Genomic DNA, 19265 nt, shown 5'->3' with positions numbered 1-19265 from the left:
TGGGCGAAACATCCTCACTGCAGCGGGATCTCGTGACCGTGTTCGGCCTCCGGCCGCGGCCCGAAATAGCGGCGCGCCGACTCGTCGATCGGCACGTCGTTGATGCTCGCCTCACGCCGACGCATCAGACCGCGCTCGTCGAACTCCCACAGTTCGTTGCCGTAGCTGCGCCACCACTGACCTGAGGCGTCGCGGCACTCGTACTGAAACCGCACGCCGATCCGGTTGTGGCGAAAGCCCCAGAGGCTCTTGCGCAGCGCGTAGTCGAGCTCGCGCTCCCATTTGGCGGTGAGGAACTCCACGATCTGGGCCCGCCCGGTGACGAACTGGTCGCGGTTGCGCCACACGCTGTCCTCGGTGTAGGCGAGGCTGACCCGGTGCGGGTCGCAGGTGTTCCATGCGTCTTCGGCGGCCTGCACTTTCTGCAGCGCGGTGGTCAAGTCGAACGGCGGAAACGGGGGCCGGGATTCCGTCATGATCGAGCACCTTCCTTCGTCATCGCGCTGACCGCGTCGTTCGTGGTCATGACATCGTGCGCGAGGAACGCGTAGTTGACCAGGGCCGCCTGATAGCCGTCACCGAACACCGGGTGCCGCGGCCCCGCGGTGGCATCGCTGACCACGACGACTTCGAAACCCTGCTCCAGGAGGTCGCGAAGATGCGATTCGACGCAGATGTTGGCGAGCATCCCGCACAGCACCACCGTGCCGATCCGGCGTTTGCGCAGCTGCAGGACCAGGTCGTTGGTCTGCGGTCCCCACACCTTGTGGGGGCTGGCCACGACGGTGCCGTCGTGATCGATGAGCGGAGCGAGTTCGGGCAGCCAGTCCGCGCCGGAGCCGCGAAACCCGTCGAGGGTCAGCGGCCCGCGGCGGGCGAAGGTGTCCGTGCGCAGTTCGTCGGTTTCCAGCGGTCCGTTGAACAGCCAGCGGTGGTCGGTGGGATAGAAGTAGTGCGGTGAGACGAACACCCCGTACCCGTTGCCGTGAGCCGCGCTGAGCAACTCGACGAGATGCTCGACGGTCCGGTTCTCGGCGACGCTGTCGCGCAACACCTCCCAGTTCTTCCCCGTCGGGCTGAGCACGTCGTTCTGCGGGTCTATCACGACCACCGCGGTGTCGGCCGGCGTGCGGATCACCGCGTCACCTTCCGGCCGAGGAAGTCCCGCATGTAACCGACGATCTCGTCGCCGTGGGTCTCCAGCGCGAAGTGGCCGGTGTCGAGCAGGTGGTACTCGCCGTCGGGCAGGTCACGCTTGAAGGCCTCGGCGCCTTCGGCGCCGAAGATCTGGTCGTTGCGCCCCCACGTCACCAGCAGCGGCGGTTGATGGGTGCGGAAGTACTCCTGGAACCCCGGGTAGCCGTCGAGGTTGAATTGGTAATCCCAGAACAGTTGCAGCTGGATCGCGTCGTTGCCTTTGCGGTCCAGCCCGGCCTGGTCGAGCTGCCAGGCCTCCGGGGCGATCCGGTCCAGCCGGTCAGCGGGTACGCCGTGGGTGTACTGCCACCGCGTGGTGTCGGCGGTGAAGTACTCGCGTACCGAATCCTCGTTCGCACCGCGGTCTTTCGCGTGCGCAAAAAGACGGTCCCAGAACGGGGTGAAGCCCTCGAGATAGGCGTTGCCGCTCTGGCTGATGATCGCGGTGATGCGGTCGGGCCGGGCATGGGCGATACGCAGGCCGATCGGGGCGCCGTAATCGTGGATGTAGATGGCGAAGCGATCGAGGCCGAGATGCGCGATCAGTCCCTCGGTGATCTCGGTGAGCCGATCGAAGCTGTAGGTGAACTGATTGACCGAGGGCATCGCCGACTGCCCGAAGCCCACGTGATCGGGCGCGACCAGATGATAGTCGTCGGCCAGCGCGGCGATCAGGTTGCGGAACATGTGCGAGCTGGACGGAAAGCCGTGCAGCAGAAGCACTGTGGGCCGGTTGGGATCGCCGGCCTCCCGGTAGAAGACGTCGAGCCCGTCGATGGTCGCGGTGTGGTAGCGCGTGATGTTTTCGGACACGCGTTCAGCCTGCGCGGTCCGCCATGCGGCGAACAAGGGCCGATCTGGAATCGCATTCATCGGGCCGGCTGATCAATCGCGTCATGGGCCTTAGGATCGTCGGGTGGAACTGCGCCAGCTGGAGGCGTTCGTCGCGGTGGCGCGAGAGCTGCACTTCGGCCGCGCCGCCGAAAGACTCCACATCTCTCAGCCCACGTTGAGTGAGCTGATTCGCCGTCTCGAACGGGAAGTGGGCACCTCACTGCTGACCAGGACGACGCGCCGAGTGGCCCTTACGCAGGCGGGCGCCGAGTTGTTCGGGCGTGCGGTGAGCATTCTCGACGATGTCGAAGGCGCAGCGGCCGCAGTGCGCCGGCTCGCCGACGGTGACACGGGGACGGTGCGGCTGGGCATCACGCCGCCTGCGGCACCGCTGCTGACCCCCCATCTGGCGCATGCGCTCGGCCGAGCAGCACCTGAAGTCGAGCTCTCGGTGCGCCGGATGTGGCTTCCCGATCTGCAACAGGCCATCGCAGAGGGCGCGCTCGATGTCGCGATCACCTGCGGACCGGTCACCAACCCGCCCGGCATCTTGAGCGAGGTGTTCTGCGCCGAGCCGGTGGTGGTGGCGCTTCGTGAGAGCCATCGCTTCGCGCACCGTCCGTCGATCGACCTCGCCCACTTGTCCGGCGAGACCCTGGGTGCGCACAGCGAGGCGTTGTTCCCCGCGTGGTCGCTGGCCTTGCAGAAGATCCTCGACGACGCCGAAACAGCGCCTCCTTCGGTCGAATTGACCGAGATCGATCTGTCGGCGCACCGCTGGCCCGAACAACGTGAGGTGGACTGGACACTGACCACGGCCGCCGTCGCAGGCGCTACACCCGGGGTGAGGCTCGTACCGCTGGAACCGCCTCGGTTCATTCCCTACACGCTGCAGTGGTGCCCGATCCGCGCGACGACCGCAGCGGTGGGCCGGTTCGTGCATCTCGCGTTGTCGGTCGATGTCCCGCCGGGCTGGGTGAGTCAGCCCGACCACCTGCGGCACCCGGGCCGGTGATCCGTCACTTCGCGAAGCGCAGCACCGTGGCTTCGACCAGCTTCTGCAACCCCCGGCTGGCCGACTTGCCGACCGCGGTGGCCGTCCTCTCGACCACGTTCGGTGGCGGCGGCAGATAGACGGTCGCCTCGTCGGCGACGCGCACGGTGCCCGCGGTGGCGACGTCGGCGTAGATGCCGAGGAAACGGTTCGTCTTCTGGGCCAGCTGCCGGGTCACCGACAGGTCCTTGTCCAGGCCCGGCTGCGGCCGCGTCCCGACCACGCACCGGATCGTCGGGTTGGTCACCGACAGCACGACGGTGCCCACGTGAATCTCGCCGCCGACCCAGGCGGATTCAGGGAACGGGTCGGGACTGTCGACATCGACGAGCACGTTGGGCCGAAACCGCCGCACGTCGTACGGGGTGCCGTCGACCGAGAGGCTGCGCAGACTCGCGGTACTGAGCACATGGACCGGGCTGAGGTCGACGAACGTCCCCGGAGGTGTGGAATAGCGCGCCAACGTCACCATCTGGCGGGTGGTGAAGACCGAGGTGTCAGGCAACTCGTCGGTGTCGTCGAGACCGAAATCTCTGCGGACCTGATCGGCGGCGAAGTTGCCGAGCGAGGTCTGCAGCGACATGCGATGGGCGCTGGTGTCGTTCGGTGACGGGAGTGCGGTGAGACGCACTTCTCGGCCGACGAGCTCGCTCAGGGTGGCGTGCACGGTCGGGTCGTCGCTGGTGATCTCCCGGCCGTCGGGTAACGAGATCACCACGGGGGGAACATGTCCGGGTCCTGCGTCGGGCCCGGGCTCGTCGACGTAGCGCGCCGAGCACTGCAGCAGGGCGGGGATTCGGCGGGCCGAGGCGGTGACCCCCTTCTCGACGTCGCGGACTGCCCACAGCCGGTCGGCATGTACGCCGCGCTCGTCGATGCGCAGCTCGTCCACCGGCGTTCCACCCATCGACTTCACTGGAAAGCGCCAGAGCTCAATGACGTTCATGACTTCCCTTCCATGAGATGAGCCGCCATCGCGGCACCGAGACGCTGCCCCGACAAGAATGCCGCTTCGACACGTGGGGCGCCCGACGGACACCAGGAGTCACCGCACAACCCGACCGGCCGGCCGGTGGTGTCGAGGTGGAACGCGGCCTCACCGTGGGTGTCCGCCGGTTTGGCGAACGTCCACCGATGCACGTGGGTCCACTGCGGCTCGTCCGCGATGCCGAGAAGCCGGCGCATCGCGGCCAGCACGGGCGCCACGGCCTGCTCGGGATTCTCGAGGTGCCGCTGCGCCCGCTCGGCGGTGGTGTGCGCGACGAGCACCGCGGCGCCGTCCCCGCGGCGCGATCCGTCGTCGGCGAGGAACGACAGGTCCGGATCGTCGTTGATGAAGGCGGCGTCGACCGGCGGCCAGCTGCGCTGCGGCCAGCCGGCCGCGACCGCGATCACCGGGTCGTAGGGAACCCAGCCCCCGGGCGGAGCGGTGGTGAGCCGGGCAGCTTGCGGATCGGGCATCGCCAACACGACGCCGTCGTGGGTCAGCTCGTCGAGGGACTCGACCGGGGTCTGGAAACGAACATCGCCGGGCAGCAGGTCGTCGACCAGTGAGCGCAGACCCCGGTCGGCGGCGAAGCGCAGGGGGCCGGAGGTGCTGTCGCGGCTGCCGGGCGACAGGACGGCGAAGGTGTCGGTCCAGGGGCGGGCCAGCCCGCGGCGTGTCCACTCGTCGACGACGGCGCCGAACGCCGGCTCCTTGACCGTGAAGTACGCGGCCCCCAGGTCGACGCGTCGCCCCTGCACGGTCGGCGACGCCATCCGGCCGCCGGGACCGCGGCCACGCTCGGAGATCTCGACGGTGATCCCCCGCTCACGCAGCGCCTGCGCGCACGCCGCCCCGGCGAGCCCCGCACCGAGCACGGCGACGCGTGGCGGCATCTCGGTCATCTGGCCACGGTAGCCCGACGATCTCCCCGAGACTCGAGTACCTCACTACGCAGGTGTCTGCGCCGCGGCGGGCGTTGGCTGAACCCAGCGGCCCACAGTGGGCCGGGAAGGCAGGAGCAGCCATGACACACATCATCACCACCCGGTTTGCGCGGAGCGCCGACATCGAGGTCACCGACACCCTCAGCGACGAGATGGTGCACAACGACTTCGCGGTCGGGCACGACATCAGCAATCTGCTCGGCATCGAACACCACCCTGAGCGCAGCGCCACCAGCAAGACGATCAAGATGCGCGACCGCGACATCCTCGCCACCGACGACACCGTGCTCGCGTCGTTGAGCGGGATGTCCACCACGGTGACGAAGATGACCGATCCCCACGATGGCGCCCAATGGTTGTTCATCGCGTTCACCTATCGGGTGACCTCACGCGGCTGGCGGACCGGCCACGGCTCCGGGGCCGGCGAGACGCTGGGTGTTACGCACGGGCTGTACTTCCTCAACCGCGACAGCGGCCCGATCTTCTCGTGGGGTTTCCCGTATCAGGACTTCACCACCGAGTGCGGATGGGAGAACCACATGGGTTACTACATCATCCGCGACCGCGACCATGTGTCGTGGTTCAGTGATTGGCGACGGGTGTCGTGGCGTTTGGGCAGCGGATACTTCTACCCCTGCTGACCGGTTTTCCGACGGTGCACTGCGGGCATACCGGGGCACATGGGCAACAGATCTCGGCTGGTGTGGCCGATCGCGGCAGCAGCGGCGTCCGCAGTGGGCGGCGTGGTGTGGTCGGCGCGGCGCCGGTCGGCGGGCGGTCGCCACGAGATGCCTGATCTGCCGGGGGCACACGAGGACGGCACCGTGCACGTCACGCCCGACGGTGAGGTCACGGTCGACCCGAGCGCCTAGGAATCGCAGCCCGTCCCGTCTCCATCGCGATCGAGGTCATAGATGTCGTTGCCGATCACGGTGACCGGCCCCTGCACGTAGGCAGGCCCGTTCCCGCTGCCACCCGCGCAGTCGACGTCGCTGGCGATCGGCACGCACGCACCTGAGTAGTTCGGATCGCAGTCCGCGGCCAGTGCGACAGGCGTGGGTGCCCACGTCATCAGGCCGACGCATGCCACCACCGCTGCAATCCATGTGCTCACAGCGGCGAACGCTAATCGGTGATGTGACATCACAGGCTCAGAACGCGTCCGGTGTTCGCGTTTCGGCTACCGGCACCCGGCGCAAGGGCCGTGGCCGGACATTCTGCGGCCACCAGAACCAGCGACCCATCAGCGCCGCGATGGACGGTGTCATGAACGACCGGATGATCAGGGTGTCGACGAGAAGCCCGAGCCCGATCGTGGTGCCCACCTGAGCCATCACCTTCAGGTCGCTGATCGCGAACGACATCATGGTGAAGGCGAACACCAAGCCGGCCGAGGTCACCACGCTGCCGCTGCCCGCGATGGCGCGGATGATCCCGGTGTTCAGTCCTGCGTCGCGTTCTTCCTTGAATCGCGACACCAGGAGCAGGTTGTAGTCCGATCCCACGGCCAACAGGATGATCACCGACATCGCCAGCACCAGCCAGTGCAGTTCGAGCCCGATGATGTGCTGCCACAACAGAACCGCCAGGCCGAAGGAGGCGGCCAGGGACAGCACCACCGTGCCGACGATGACCAGCGCCGCGATCGCCGACCGGGTGATGATCAGCATGATGATGAAGATCAGGCAGATCGCCGAGATCGCCGCGATGACGAGGTCGTAGTTCGAGCCGTCCCGCATGTCCTTGTACGTGGCCGCGGTGCCGCCCAGGTAGATCTTGGAGGTCTCCAACGGGGTGCCCTTGATGGCCTCGAACGCCGCGTTCTTGATCTTGTCGATATGCGAAATACCTTCTGGCGTCGCCGGATCCCCCTGATGGGAGATGATGAAGCGAACCGCCTTGCCATCGGGTGAGACGAACTGTTTGAGGCCGCGCTTGAAATCGGGGTTGTCGAAGACCTCGGGCGGTAGGTAGAACGAATCGTCGATCTTGGACTGATTGAAGGCCCGGCCGATCGCGGCGGGGTCGGACTGTTGCCGGTCTTGCAGGTCCTGTTGATCCTTCTGAGTCGCGTAGTTCGTCATGATCTGATCGCGGTTGCGTTCCTGGCTGGCGATCTGGGGCGGAATCAGCGCCAGCAGCTTGGGCTGCAGTGCGTTGATCTTGTCGAGGCTGATCGTGGTCTCGGCGAGCAGACCGGAGAGCTGATCGATGCCGTCCAGCGCGTCGAACAGCGAGCGCAGGGCGTAGCAGACCGGGATGTCGTAGCAGTGCGGTTCCCAGTAGAAGTAGTTCCGGATGGGCCGGAAGAAGTCGTCGAAGTTGGCGATCTTGTCGCGTAGATCGTTGGTGACCGCGACGGTCTGCTTCAGTACGTCGGTCTGCTCCTGCTGGGCGTTGGCGCTTTCCTTCTGCAGCTCCAATTGTCGACGCAGGACGTCGATCTGGTTGTTGATGTCGGCCGCCTGACGGAGCAGATCGGTGGTGCGGGCTTCGGCGTAGGACTGCGTGAGCTTCTGGTTCACCCCCTGCTGGCCCACGATGTAGGGAATCGAGGAACCCTCGATCGGCGTCCCGAGAGGGCGCGTGATCGTCTGCACTCGTGCGATTCCCGGCAGATGGAAGACCTCCTTGGCCACCCGGTCGACGATGAGCATGTCGGTCGGGTTGCGCAGGTCGTGATCGGCCACCAGCATCAGCACCTCGGGATTGAGCCGGGCCTGTGGAAAATGTTTGGCCGCAACCTGATAACCGACATTCGCCTCGACGCTGGACGGTAGGTACTTCTTGTCGTCGTAGCTCGTGGTGTAGGAGGGCAGGGCAAGCAGACCGACCAGCGTCACCGCCAGGGACGCCACCAGGATCGGCCCCGGCCAGCGCACCACCGCGGTCCCGATGCGCCGCCATCCCCGGGTCCGCTGGCTGCGCTTGGGCTCGAGCAGGCCGAACCGCGTGGCGACGGTGATGAGTGCCGGCGCCAGGGTCAGCGCCGCCACGGTGACGACGAACATGCCGATCGCAAGCGGGATACCGAGGGTCTGGAAGTAGGGCAGCCGAGTGAAGTGCAGGCACAGCGTCGCTCCGGCGATCGTCAGGCCCGACCCCAGGATCACGTGCGCGGTGCCGTGATACATCACGTAGAAGGCGCTCTCCCGGTCGTCGCCGGCGGCGCGCGCCTCGTGATAGCGCCCGACCAGGAAGATCGCGTAATCGGTGGCCGCGGCAATGGCCAAGAGCGTCAACAGATTCACCGCGAACGTGGACAGCTCGATGATGTGGTGATAGCCGAGGAATGCCACCACACCGCGCGCCACGGCGAGTTCGAGAACGACCGTCACCAGCACCGTCAGCACCGTGACGATGGAGCGGTAGACCAGCAGCAGCATCGTGATGATGACGACGAACGTCAGTGCCGTCACCAACTGCAGGCTCTCGTCGCCTGCGTGCTGCTGGTCGGAGAGCAGCGGCCCGGCGCCCGTGACGTACACCCGGAGCCCCGGGGGCGGCGGGTGCGCGGCCACGATGTCGCGCACCGCCTCGACGGATTCGTTGGCAAGAGACTCGCCCTGGTTGCCCGCGAGGTAGAGCTGGACATACGACGACAGATTGTCCGCGGACTGCGAGCCCGACGAGGTGAGCGGATCACCCCAAAGGTCCTGGATGTGCTGGATGTGCTTGGTGTCCTGGCGTAGAGCGGCGACCAGCCCGTCGTAGTACTTGTGCGCCTCGTCGCCGAGCGGCGTGTCGCTCTCCAGCACTATCATCGCCGAGCTGTTGGAGGTGTACTCCCCGAACAGCTTTCCGACGAGCTGAGTGGCCTGCAGCGACGGCGCATCGTTGGGTGTGAGCGAGGTGGTGTTGGCCGCACCCACCGCTTCGAGCTGGGGGACGACGACGTTGAGGAGCGCGGTCAGCGCCAGCCAACCCAGCAGGACGGGAACGCAGAAGAGCCGGAGGAAGCGGGGAATCCGGGCGTGGCCGGTCTGCGGCGCGCTCACAGGGATTTCACCAAGCAGGAGGTCTGGGCATTCACTCCGTCGTAGGTCTGTTGATCCCGCACCTCGTTGTCGACCAGGATCTTGCAGCTGATCGTGGCACCGTCGCCCTGCGCGATGATCGTGGCGGCGGCAGACGGTTTGGTGGTCTGCAACGTGATCGACCAGGGCAGCGGAGCGTCGTCGACTCGGTGCGGGTTGGCGTCCAGATCCAGATAGTTGATGGTCGCCATCGCGCCCGGCACTCCGCTGATCTCGTAGGTGACGACTTTGGGGTTGAACGGTTCGGCGTCCTGGGCCAGACCTGCACCGGGCCTGGTGATCTCGTTGTTCGAACCGAAGAAGCCGTGCATCCGGTACACCACCGTCGCTCCGACGGCGACCACCGCCACGATGACGAGCGGTATCCACGCCCGTTTCAAGACCCCGACCATGCACGCCCCTTATGCGCCACGCGACACCACGTGTGTCGGCTAAGCAAACATAGATGGGCTGCATAATTTGAGCAAGCCGATCGGCTAGCTTGCTCTATCCGATCGTTTAGCCCGAAACCGGCTCGTCGCGGAAGTGCGACGTTAAGGTGGAGTCGATCTCACAGGAAGGGCGAAGGTTGATGGCGCGACCGACGGCCCCACGCGGCTGGGCGCGGCAGCGGGTGCTCGACGCGGCTCTGGCGTTGTTCGCCGAACACGGCGTGCACGGGACCTCGCTGCAGATGATCGCCGACCGCATCGGGGTGAGCAAAGCAGCGGTCTACTACCAGTTCCGCTCGAAAGAAGACATCGCCCTCGAAGTGTTGCGGCCCTCGATCGACGACATGGCGCGGGTCATCCGCATCGCCGAGGTACTTCCCGACATGCAGCGCCGTCGCGAAGTGTTGGTCAGCGGCCTCATCGAGATGGTCGTCAGGCACCGTCAGCTGTCGGTCCTGTTCTACGGTGATCCCGGTATCGACCAATTGGTGCGCGACGAACCGGAATTCAGGATCGTGACCGACCGCCTGCAGGAACTGCTCGAGGGACCGCAGCCATGCGTCGCCGACCGGATCGCCCTCCGAGTGTTCCTCTCCGGGGTCTGCCGGGTGGCCGCCGACCCCGACATGTCCGACATCGATGACGGTGACCTGCAGACGACTCTGGTCGAGCTCTCCGCCCGCCTCCTTGCGCCAACCGCGATTGTCGCGCCCGTCTCCTGATCTGGGTCGTCGGAGCGTAACCGCTGCGTGACGATGTTTTACCAGCTCAACACATGCGATGGCGATACTCGATGACGATCTGTTGAAGCTCATCGGCTACCAGGAGGGTGCTTGGGCGATGGGGTATTTCAGGGATTTCGAGGATCCGCTTCGGGCCATCCGCGGTGACGCCATCGAGTACGGTTTCGACGGACGCCGCCTCAACAGTGCGGCGAACGCCGCGTTCACCGACTCGCTCACGCACAGCGAGTAGCGACGCGCCATCGCCCCTAATTCGTCGAAGGCGGTCGGGGTTCGTAAGGCTGGTACCACCACCACTGAGCGCGTTCCCCGGTCGGACCGGGACACGGCGCGACGTCCGGGGGCGGCTGTGTCGGGGTGCGGGCCAGCGACGCTGAGGTCAGGGCGCGGCCGGCGGCGTCGGTGACGACGAGTTGGTCGGCGGGGCCGGTGATCGTGATCAGGCCGCGGTGGTGAGCCCGGTGGTGATAGGGACACACCAGCGCGAGATTCCACATCTCCGTCGGTCCGCCGTCCTCCCAGTGCACCAGATGATGGGCGTGCAGCGCGCGGGTGGCCCCGCACCCGGGCACCACACAGCAGCGATCGCGATGCTCCAGCGCACGGCGCAACCGCCGGTTCACCGTGCGGGTGGATCGGCTCGCGCCGATCACCTGCCCGTCGCGGTGAAACCACACCTCGCAGGTGGCATCACAGGTCAGATAACGGCGGTCACCGTCGGGGAGAACAGGTCCCAGGTGCAAAGCCGCTATCTTCTCGGAGACGTCCACATGCACCACGACGGTGGTGCGCTGCCCGTGCGGGCGGGCGGCCGCCTCGGCGTCCCACCCGGCGTCGACCAGCCGCAGAAACGCCGCCGCAGTGTTCGGCATCGCGGCCCGCCCGTCAGGGTCGGCGTCCTTCCATTCGGTGACCAGCGCGTCACGATGCGACCCCAGCGCCGCTTCGAAGACTGCGTTCTCGGGATGGGGCAGCGCGATGTGCCAGTACGTGTACTGCTCATCGCTGGTCGAGCTGATCGACGGCTGTGGCCCTGGATCGAGCACGGGCTCGCCGTCGGGTTCACCGTCCTCGTCGGGCTCCTGCTCGGGCGCGGGCTTCGGTTGCATCTTCAATGCGGTCCGCAACTGAGTCACCGTCGCACACTGCGCCAACGTGGCGAAGTGCTCGTCAGAGCCCGGGAGACCGTGCTGGGCGATCACCCCGACCTGGTCGACGGAGAACCGCCCCTGCGCCAAACCCTCGATACAGGAGGGGAATTCGTCATATCGCTGGGCGATCGTCGCGATGGTCTGCGCCCGCGACGGAGACACCCCCGCCTTCCACGCCGCCAACCCTGCCGTCGATTTCGCTCCCGCCGCAGCCCACATCTGATCGCGGTCGATTTCCGCGAAGATCTCGACGATCCGCCCGTCGATCGCGTTGCGCTGCCCGGTCAGTTCTGCCAGCTCGTCGAAGAGCATTGACAACCGCTCATCGATGGCCAACGAACTGCGTGGGTACATGACCCCACACAACCACAGGGCACCGACACGTCGGCGCGACCGACTCACCGACCCGAAAAGCGCTGCCGCACCGCACCCACCAGCACCCGCCAGGCGCACCAACAGCCACCCATGATGTGACACCATCGACTCAGCGAGGAGCGGAGGGTCATGCCGGTATCGATCTCGGTGGTCAGGGGGACACAGCCGGGCAAGCTCGTCGATGCCGCCGCCGAGCTGGGTCGCGAATACACCGAGGTCCAGACCCTCATCACAGGCGAGCGGGAGACTCTGTCCCATCTGCAGGACCACTGGAAAGGCGCGGCCGCCGACGCCGCCATCGCGCGTGGCCTCAAGGACATCGCGATCCAGGAGCGGACCGCGATGCGCCTGCAGCAGCTGCAGTCTGCGCTGCAGAACGCGGGCCTGCAGATGGGCGCGCTGCGTGACGCGCTGCTGAACCTGGTGTCCTCGCTGGAGAAGATGGGTTTCGCGGTGGCCGACGACGGTACGGTGACCCCACACCAGTGGCTGATCGGACGGTTCCTGGACAGCATCGCCGCGAACTGCACCACGATGCTGAAGAAGATCCTGCAGCTGTTCACCGATCTCGACGAGAACACCGCGGCCGCGATCGATCAGGCCGACGGCCCCAACCTCGACAACCCGACCATCAACGTCGGCGGACACGACGTGCAGATCCCGTCGATGGACACCGCACCCGCGGACGTCAAGCAGTGGTGGGACAGCCTCAGCGAGCAGCAGCGCCAGGAACTGATTGCCCAGCATCCCCCGATCCTGGGCAACCTGAACGGGTTGCCGGCAGAGGTGCGCGATCAGGTCAACGTCGCGGTGATGGACGACGATCTGGACCGGGTCGAGCGCACCGCGCACCAGCACGGGGTGTCGGTCGGCGACGTGAAGTCCGATCCGAGCCGGTTCGGGCTCTCGCGCAACGACGTCGTGCGCTACGACAACGCCAAGCGAACGCAGGACGGACTGCTGCATCAAATGGGTATCGACGGTGACGAGCGCAACGCTCGCCGCTACAGCGACATCAGCCCGCAGGAACGGATGGACCGCAACCTTCGGCCGACGATGTTGTGGGCCTACGAGCCAACGGCTTTCGACGGCAAGGGGCGGGCGGCCGTGTCCATCGGCAATCCGGACAAATCGGCCAACACCTCGGTCATCGTGCCCGGCACCGGGTCCAGTGTGCGCGACGGGTGGCTCTCCGACGGTCACAACGACGCCCGCAATCTCTACGATCAGGCGCTGCGGGCAGATCCGAACAACCCCACCGCGGTGATGTCGTGGATGGGTTACGACACTCCCGAGAGCTTCACCGATCCGAACATCGCCACCCCCGGGCTGGCCCGCACCGGCGGCGACGCGCTGGCGTGGGATGTCAACAGCCTGGGGGTCACCCACGACCCGTCGGTGCCCCAGCACACCACGGTCATCGGACACTCCTACGGATCGACCACGGTGGCCGATGCCTTCGCCCGCAGCGGTATGCAGGCCAACGACGCCGTGCTGCTCGGCTGCCCGGGCACTGATGCCGCCCGCAGCGCCGCCGACTTCCACCTCAACGGCGGACAGGTCTACGTCGGCGACGCCTCCACCGATCCGGTGGGCATGCTCGGCGAAGCCGGGCCGGGTCTGCCCAACGCGCTGAACGAGAAACTGGGCAACATGATGGGTGTCTCGGCCGGACTGGGCACCGACCCCGCCGGCCAGGACTTCGGGTCGGTCAGGTTCCGCGCCGAGGTCGCCGGGGCGGACGGCATCGACCCGGCCGACCATTCGAACTACTACACGGTCGGCAGCGAATCGTTGCGCAGCATCACCGACATCGCGTCCGGGAACGCCGACCGCCTCGCCACGGACAACCTCATTGCCGAGCACCGCCACCCGGTGACCGTGAGTACGCCCCGCGAGGTCGACGTCCCCATCATCGGAAAGGTGCCGATCCCCGGCGTCGACGTGCAGACCCCGATCACCTACGACCCCGAATGGGACCGAGAGACCGTCACCAATGACCACAAATACTGACATGCGGTTACGCGTCTGCGCGGCAGCGTCATTCACTGCCCTCGCTGTCCTCGCCGCCCTCACAGGAGGTTGCTCATCGATGTCTCCCCCGCCCAAGGACACCGCATCCGCCGGCCCGTCGGCGCAGGGCCTGCCCGACGATCAGGCCCGCGCGCAGGTCGTCGACGCGGCCAAGGAGATCGCCCGGGCGGCGAATCTGCGCGTCACCTATGCCACCTTCGAGTGGGAATGGTGCAACGATCAAGGCGAACCGCCGTATCACGGTCGTGTCGACGTGGCATATGAGGTGCCATCGGGCACGGAGAGCGCGGCGATGGCCAAGCAGGTTGCCGCAGTCGCGGCGAAGTTGCCGGGCTGGGCGGCCGGTCCGCCGCCGGGACTCAACCCCTTCGGTGAAGTCGCGCACAAGGGCGGCGTCATGGCGATCGCTGCAGTGGGCAACTACCCCGAGCGCGGTGCGCTGCAGATCTTCGGCGAGTGCCGGAACATGAACGACCACCGCCACGACAGCGCGCTGAACGACATCACCGGCGAGGTACAGGGTCGCTGAGGCGGTGGCCCCAGGACGGGACCAAAGCCCCTTCTGAGTACGCGCCGCTCGTCGTCACACTGGTGCGCAGGAGATGACGATGAACGAATTCATGCGCAGCAGCGACGCTTTCACGTGGTCCATGGAAAGCGATCCACGATTGCGTTCCACTGTGGTCACCGTGATGCTGCTCGATCGCCTGCCCGATTGGGATGAGGTGCGACGTCGCGTCGAGGCCCTCAGCCTGACGCTGCCGATGCTGCGGCAACGCGTGGTGGAGACACCGCTGTACGCACCGCCGCGATGGCACGACTGCACGAACTTCGATCTCGACTTCCACATGCGCCGAATGGCGTTGCCGTCGGACGGATCGTTCGCAGACGTCCTCGAACTTGCCCGCCTGGCGCAGATGGAGGACTTCGATCGCGCTCGACCGTTGTGGAAGATCACGCTGATCGAGGGATTGCCCGATGGTGGGGCCGCAGTGCTGTGCGTCTTCCACCATGCCCTCTCCGACGGGGTGGGCGGCGTGCAGATCGCGATGACCCTGTTCGGCCTGACAGAGCTCGCGGCGCACCACGACGCGCAGCGAGTCAGCTCGTCGCACACCGTGTTCGACGGCTATGCCGAGGCTGCGCGATACGGCGCCGGCCTCATCGGCGAAGTCGCGACCGACGCCGCGACGGCGTTGCCGCGACTGCTCGTCGACAGCGTCCGATCACCGCTGCGCGCCACGCGCTCCGCCGCGGAGATGGCCACGTCGGTGTACCGGACCGTCCGACCGGTGAACCGCGCGGGATCGGCTCTGATGAGCAAGCGAACCCTGCTGCGGCGCCTCGACGTGCTCGACATCCCCATGCCCCGGCTGCGGGAGGCCGCCCACCGTGGCGGGGGCGCGCTCAACGACGCCTTCGTCGCCGGGGTGGCCGGCGGGTTGCGCCTCTACCACGAGCGACACGACGTCGGTGTCACCTCGCTACATCTGACCATGCCGATCAATCTGCGCACCGACGACGATGCGCCCGGCGGCAACCGCATCACCGTGATGCGGTTCGACATCCCGGTCGACGAACGCGATCCCGCCATGCGCATCCACCGGATCCGCGAGGTCACCACCCGGGTCCGGCACGAGAAGTCGCTCCCCCACACGCAGCTGATCGCCGGAGTGCTCAACAGGGTGCCGCGGTGGTACATCGGGTCGATCCTGCGGCACGTGGACTTCCTGTGCAGCGACGTGCCCGGCATCCCGGTACCAGTCACCCTGGCCGGGGCACACGTGTTGAAGCAGTACGCCTTTGGACCGACGATCGGCGCGGCAGTGAACGTGACCCTGCTGACCTACGTCGACACGTGCGCGCTGGGTGTCGACGTCGACGCCGGCGCGGTCCCCGACCTGCCCCTGTTCATGGAGTGCCTCCGGGACGGCTTCGACGAAGTGCTCGAACTCAGCGAGACGGGCGCATCGATCAGCGACCGGGGTCGGTCGCTGACGGCGAAAAGAGCCAGGCGGTGAGCCACACGATCGCGGCGACGAGGAACAACGCGCCCGGTATGTGAAATTTGAGGGTGTCGCCTTCCCCCAAGGCGGCCTGGATGAACGAGTAGACGAACGCGAGACCGGCGAGGATCACCGTCCACCACCCGCTACGCCGGTGATAGGCGAGCCCCGCCAGCGCGGCTGTCAGCCCGGCGGTGACGACGTGCAGCGCGATCGCGGCACCGCCGTGGATGTCTTCGAGTTCGTGCAGCTGCACCAGCTCACCCGCCGTCACGAACGAGACGATCAGCACCGCGACCGTTGCCAGCGCGAAGCCGCGGGCAGTGGTCAGGAAAGCTGTCGCTGAGTTCCGTACATCGCCTTTCGGCATGGCTGTCCCTCTCCTCGGCGGTACCCCGACAGTACCGACACACCCACGATCGTTCCCTAACACAGCAGTTTTTCAGAGTTATCACAGCGGAAACACTGCGCGGGAATCCCTTTCACGCTCCCGACGAAAGGTGACCGATGACTGACATGGCTCGACACGCAGCAGAAGCTCTGTGCACGGGATTGGGGCGACGGGATTTCCTGCGCGCGGTCGCGGCCGTCGGCGCCGGAACGGGTGTCGTCGGCGTCGCAGCGGCGTGTTCCTCGGGCAGCTCCGGACCATCGCCGCTCACGGCGACCGCAGGGAGCTTCACGCTCTTGCAGCCGGGCCAGGGCGATCCCGCCGGCGACCACTATCTACAGTCCCGACCGGACGAGGTGCTGTGGGGTTATGTGCCGACCGTCCACGCGAAACCCGTGCTGCAGATGACGTCCGGCCAGACGGTCAGCATCGACGCGGTCAGCCATGAAGGCATCCTCGAAGATCAGGGCCGAAACCCCGTGGAGTACTTCGGCGCCCACGGGGTCGCGAGATCCGATGTGCTCGACGACGCGATCGCGATCGCCTCCGAGTACCGCAGGACACCACGCGACTTCGACAAGGACGGTCCGCACGTGGTCACCGGGCCCGTCTTCGTCGAGGGAGCACAGCCGGGTGATGTGCTGAAGATCGACGTGCTGGAGGCGATTCCGAGGGTCCCCTACGGCGTGGTCTCGAGTAGGCACGGCAAGGGTGCGCTGGCCCGCACGCCCGACGGTGGCCCGCCGGCGGGAATCACGCTGGCGGAGGTGATGCCGCCGATCAGCACCGACGGACGGTCCACAGACGACCCCGTCCGCTACGGGAGCGTGTCGACCTTCACCACTGTCGAGGACGGTCACGGAGTGATGACCTATGGCGACTCCCGGGTCCGGTTTCCGCTGCGGCCGTTCATGGGAATGATGGGCGTCGCGTTCTCACAGGACACCGAGTTGACCGCGGCGACGGCGAATTCCATCCCGCCCACCGTCGGCGGCGGGAACATCGACATCCGTCTGCTGGGCACCGGCTCGACGTTCTACCTGCCGGTCTTCGCCGAGGGCGCGCTGTTCTACGTGGGTGATCCGCACATGGGCATGGGTGACGGTGAGGTGGCGCTGACGGCGATGGAGGGTTCGCTGCGGGGAACGTACCGGTTGACGGTGTGCAAGCCCGGATCGGGTGATGCGCCGTCGGTGTCGTACCGCTACCCGTTCGCCGAGACCGCGGACGCCTGGGTGCCCATCGGACTCTCGGACCCTGACGCATCGATCGGCGGTCAAGGCAGTGACCTCGACGTGGCGATGCGCCGCGCGGTGGTGAACGCTTTGGACTTCCTGGAGACCGACAAGGGGATGGATCGCGCGACGGCGTACGCGTATCTGTCTGCGGCTGCGGACTTCTCGGTGTCGCAGGTGGTGGATCGCACCGTCGGCGTGCACGGGCAGGTGTACAAGTCGCATTTCGCGTGAGGCGGGGAGGTCAGGATAAGGACATGGCTGGCAGTGATGTCAAAGCGGGCATTCAGACTTTGTCGAGGCGGGTCAGCTGAGCCCGGTAGAGGTCGGGCAATGCCGCCGCGAGCGCCGGGTCGAACCGGCCCCCGCGCGGTCCCGGCGTGTACTCGGCCGTCACCAGAACCCCGCGGTGCACGCCGACGATCATCGCGATGTCCCAGGCCAGCGACTGCGTGTCGGTGGTCGTTCGAGTGTGCATCAGCACGCCGACCGAGCCGGCCGGCACGTCGTCGAAAGGCGGTGCAGCCAGCCGGGTCTCGGACTGCAGGGCCGGTGTGGCCAGCGAGAACGACGCGCACCGGTCGGCGAGCCCGTCGATCTGCACCGGCCGCGGGGTGAGCGCCAGCTCCACACCGATGGCGGCGCCGTTCATCGACCGCAATCCGAGAGCTTTCTGCGTCACCTCGCCCTGCGACAGGAACACACCGCATTCGGCGGGCCGAACGGGAGCGGGCCCGCCCTGCGGGGATGCGACGATGGTCGCCCACCGGGTGCCCGGCATGGCGGGCACCGAGCGCTGATCGACGAGCATCGACTCGGTGAGGAAGGTCAGATCCGGCAGCACCGGAGGACCGCCGGTGCGTGCGTGTCGCGAGAGAGCACCACCGACCACCACGATTCCGATGGCCGCGAGTACGACGTGAAGAATCGTGAGCAGCACCCGCACGGAGCGCGCGGCGCTAGCCGGCGGCCGGATGTCGATCCACCCGTTCGACGAACACCGGCACGCTCACGCTGCCACCTCCCTCGATGCTGGCGATCAGCGCCACCCGCCCCGTCGCGTGGGCCGTCAGCCCGAAGTCACTGATCCAGAAATGGTTCTCGCCCTCGCGATGCCCCCCGGGGATCTCCTGATCGCCGAGGACGATGACCTCACCGGTGGCGGAGACGACCTCCAACGTCATTCGGAATGGCCTGCCCTCGTCGTCGGGCCCGGCTTGCATCAACGTCACCAAGCTCAGCGGCAACGCCAGTTGCTCGCCGCGTTCGGTCGTCAACCCCACCGCCGGAGCCTTGACCAGGTCGAGGACACCGCCCGTCACGTTGAGTTTGCCGTCGACGATCTCCGCGTGCTCGGCCAGGAACGCCCCGGTGATCTGCATGGTGCCGACAGTAGTCAGCTGTGCGGAAACCCCTGTAACGCCGCGAACGCCCGGGCCGACGTCCAGAGTGACCGCCGTGACGCACGATGCGCAACGGCACTTGTGTGAGTGAGGTCCGCCCATGACTGGACGAGGTGGCTACCCGAGCTCCTCCGCGCACCCACACGGCCTGCGTCTTCCGCCTCCGACGCAAGACTCGTGGAGCTGGCAGTGGCGGGGCAGCTGCCGCGACCACCCCATCGAGGTCTTCTTCCCCGACGACCCCCATCGGGCCGTGGTGCGGCACAAGGAGAGGGTCGCGAAGGCGATCTGCCGGGAGTGTCCCGTTCTGCAGCAGTGCCGTGATCACGCCCTGCGGACCCCCGAACAGTACGGAGTCTGGGGCGCGATGACGGCGATCGAGCGCGGACGTCTGCTTCGGCACCGGTCGGCTGTCTGACCAGATCCCAGCTCTTTTCGGCAA

The 19265-nt window shown here is 66.9% G+C and carries 23 protein-coding genes; 10 read left to right on the top strand and 13 right to left on the bottom strand.

What is annotated here, in order from left to right; genetic code table 11:
- Positions 1–14 precede the first annotated feature (14 nt).
- Genes MHN84_RS17180 through MHN84_RS17170 form a run of 3 tightly spaced genes read right to left on the bottom strand, consistent with a single transcriptional unit; the run spans position 15 to position 2010 of the window.
- Positions 15–476, bottom strand: coding sequence for a nuclear transport factor 2 family protein (locus MHN84_RS17180; RefSeq protein WP_241205714.1), 462 nt, complete (start codon positions 474–476; stop codon positions 15–17).
- Positions 473–1138: a cysteine hydrolase gene (locus tag MHN84_RS17175; RefSeq protein WP_241205713.1), complete on the bottom strand. Its 666-nt coding sequence runs from the start codon at positions 1136–1138 to the stop codon at positions 473–475. Before MHN84_RS17175 ends, MHN84_RS17180 begins: the two co-directional genes overlap by 4 nt.
- Complete coding sequence (locus MHN84_RS17170; protein ID WP_241205712.1) at positions 1135–2010, bottom strand: alpha/beta fold hydrolase; 876 nt, start codon at positions 2008–2010, stop codon at positions 1135–1137. The genes MHN84_RS17175 and MHN84_RS17170 overlap by 4 nt, the downstream gene beginning before the upstream one ends.
- Before the next feature lie 103 nt (positions 2011–2113).
- Between MHN84_RS17170 and MHN84_RS17165 the strand changes: the two genes are divergently transcribed.
- Positions 2114–3046, top strand: a complete 933-nt coding sequence (locus MHN84_RS17165) for a LysR family transcriptional regulator (protein WP_241205711.1) — start codon at positions 2114–2116, stop codon at positions 3044–3046.
- 4 nt (positions 3047–3050) lie between these two features.
- Here MHN84_RS17165 and MHN84_RS17160 read toward each other — a convergent pair whose 3' ends face one another.
- The 3 genes from MHN84_RS17160 to MHN84_RS29995 are packed head-to-tail and all read right to left on the bottom strand — an operon-like array spanning position 3051 to position 5106.
- On the bottom strand, positions 3051–3992 hold the full coding sequence (locus MHN84_RS17160; RefSeq protein ID WP_241205710.1) for an MOSC domain-containing protein: 942 nt from the start codon (positions 3990–3992) through the stop codon (positions 3051–3053).
- A 35-nt stretch (positions 3993–4027) separates the two neighbouring features.
- Positions 4028–4975 carry an NAD(P)/FAD-dependent oxidoreductase gene (locus MHN84_RS17155; protein ID WP_241205709.1) on the bottom strand — a complete coding sequence of 316 codons (948 nt, stop codon included), beginning with the start codon at positions 4973–4975 and terminating at the stop codon, positions 4028–4030.
- Complete coding sequence (locus MHN84_RS29995) at positions 4972–5106, bottom strand: hypothetical protein (RefSeq protein ID WP_374238378.1); 135 nt, start codon at positions 5104–5106, stop codon at positions 4972–4974. Before MHN84_RS29995 ends, MHN84_RS17155 begins: the two co-directional genes overlap by 4 nt.
- Between MHN84_RS29995 and MHN84_RS17150 the strand changes: the two genes are divergently transcribed.
- A complete protein-coding gene (locus MHN84_RS17150; RefSeq protein ID WP_241205708.1) occupies positions 5098–5658 on the top strand; it encodes a hypothetical protein in 561 nt (186 codons plus the stop codon). The genes MHN84_RS29995 and MHN84_RS17150 overlap by 9 nt on opposite strands.
- A gap of 39 nt (positions 5659–5697) precedes the next feature.
- Positions 5698–5889, top strand: a complete 192-nt coding sequence (locus MHN84_RS17145) for a hypothetical protein (protein ID WP_241205707.1) — start codon at positions 5698–5700, stop codon at positions 5887–5889.
- Here MHN84_RS17145 and MHN84_RS17140 read toward each other — a convergent pair.
- The 3 genes from MHN84_RS17140 to MHN84_RS17130 all read right to left on the bottom strand — a co-directional run bounded on the left by MHN84_RS17140 (position 5886) and on the right by MHN84_RS17130 (position 9446).
- A complete protein-coding gene (locus tag MHN84_RS17140) occupies positions 5886–6089 on the bottom strand; it encodes a hypothetical protein (protein WP_241205785.1) in 204 nt (67 codons plus the stop codon). The two genes, MHN84_RS17145 and MHN84_RS17140, sit on opposite strands and share 4 nt — an antisense overlap.
- Positions 6090–6168: 79 nt before the next feature.
- Complete coding sequence (locus tag MHN84_RS17135) at positions 6169–9021, bottom strand: RND family transporter (protein ID WP_374238380.1); 2853 nt, start codon at positions 9019–9021, stop codon at positions 6169–6171.
- Positions 9012–9446, bottom strand: a complete 435-nt coding sequence (locus MHN84_RS17130) for an MmpS family transport accessory protein (protein WP_241205705.1) — start codon at positions 9444–9446, stop codon at positions 9012–9014. Before MHN84_RS17130 ends, MHN84_RS17135 begins: the two co-directional genes overlap by 10 nt.
- 179 nt (positions 9447–9625) lie before the next feature.
- On the opposite strand from MHN84_RS17130, the gene MHN84_RS17125 reads away from it, so the two are divergent.
- Positions 9626–10207, top strand: coding sequence for a TetR/AcrR family transcriptional regulator (locus tag MHN84_RS17125; protein WP_241205704.1), 582 nt, complete (start codon positions 9626–9628; stop codon positions 10205–10207).
- A gap of 58 nt (positions 10208–10265) precedes the next feature.
- On the top strand, positions 10266–10460 hold the full coding sequence (locus tag MHN84_RS17120; protein WP_241205703.1) for a hypothetical protein: 195 nt from the start codon (positions 10266–10268) through the stop codon (positions 10458–10460).
- A gap of 16 nt (positions 10461–10476) precedes the next feature.
- On the opposite strand, the gene MHN84_RS17115 is transcribed toward MHN84_RS17120, so the two are convergent.
- Positions 10477–11733, bottom strand: a complete 1257-nt coding sequence (locus MHN84_RS17115; protein ID WP_241205702.1) for an HNH endonuclease signature motif containing protein — start codon at positions 11731–11733, stop codon at positions 10477–10479.
- A 150-nt stretch (positions 11734–11883) separates the two neighbouring features.
- Here MHN84_RS17115 and MHN84_RS17110 point away from each other — a divergent pair, with 150 nt between their 5' ends.
- The 3 genes from MHN84_RS17110 (at position 11884) to MHN84_RS17100 (ending at position 15809) form a co-directional block, all read left to right on the top strand.
- Entirely contained in the window at positions 11884–13767 is a 1884-nt protein-coding gene (locus MHN84_RS17110; RefSeq protein ID WP_241205701.1) for an alpha/beta hydrolase, read from the top strand.
- Positions 13768–13846: 79 nt separating this feature from the next.
- Complete coding sequence (locus MHN84_RS17105) at positions 13847–14317, top strand: hypothetical protein (RefSeq protein ID WP_241205700.1); 471 nt, start codon at positions 13847–13849, stop codon at positions 14315–14317.
- A 79-nt stretch (positions 14318–14396) separates the two neighbouring features.
- Positions 14397–15809, top strand: a complete 1413-nt coding sequence (locus MHN84_RS17100) for a wax ester/triacylglycerol synthase domain-containing protein (RefSeq protein ID WP_241205699.1) — start codon at positions 14397–14399, stop codon at positions 15807–15809.
- Here MHN84_RS17100 and MHN84_RS17095 read toward each other — a convergent pair.
- Positions 15763–16164 carry a hypothetical protein gene (locus MHN84_RS17095; RefSeq protein WP_241205698.1) on the bottom strand — a complete coding sequence of 134 codons (402 nt, stop codon included), beginning with the start codon at positions 16162–16164 and terminating at the stop codon, positions 15763–15765. The genes MHN84_RS17100 and MHN84_RS17095 overlap by 47 nt on opposite strands.
- A 137-nt stretch (positions 16165–16301) precedes the next feature.
- Here MHN84_RS17095 and MHN84_RS17090 point away from each other — a divergent pair, with 137 nt between their 5' ends.
- A complete protein-coding gene (locus MHN84_RS17090) occupies positions 16302–17654 on the top strand; it encodes an acetamidase/formamidase family protein (protein WP_241205697.1) in 1353 nt (450 codons plus the stop codon).
- 52 nt (positions 17655–17706) lie between these two features.
- Here the strand turns inward: MHN84_RS17090 and MHN84_RS17085 are convergent, their stop codons facing one another.
- Both MHN84_RS17085 and MHN84_RS17080 read right to left on the bottom strand, forming a co-directional pair.
- On the bottom strand, positions 17707–18366 hold the full coding sequence (locus MHN84_RS17085) for a hypothetical protein (protein ID WP_241205696.1): 660 nt from the start codon (positions 18364–18366) through the stop codon (positions 17707–17709).
- 13 nt (positions 18367–18379) lie between these two features.
- A complete protein-coding gene (locus MHN84_RS17080; RefSeq protein ID WP_241205695.1) occupies positions 18380–18802 on the bottom strand; it encodes a hypothetical protein in 423 nt (140 codons plus the stop codon).
- A gap of 121 nt (positions 18803–18923) precedes the next feature.
- Between MHN84_RS17080 and MHN84_RS17075 the strand changes: the two genes are divergently transcribed.
- Complete coding sequence (locus tag MHN84_RS17075) at positions 18924–19241, top strand: WhiB family transcriptional regulator (RefSeq protein WP_241205694.1); 318 nt, start codon at positions 18924–18926, stop codon at positions 19239–19241.
- Positions 19242–19265 lie beyond the last annotated feature (24 nt).

Origin of the sequence: Mycobacterium sp. PSTR-4-N, from assembly GCF_022348085.1 — a bacterium.
In the GTDB taxonomy this organism is placed as follows: Bacteria; Actinomycetota; Actinomycetes; order Mycobacteriales; family Mycobacteriaceae; genus Mycobacterium.
Note: the sequence above shows the minus strand (reverse complement) of the source record. Positions and strands in the feature narration are given on the sequence as shown.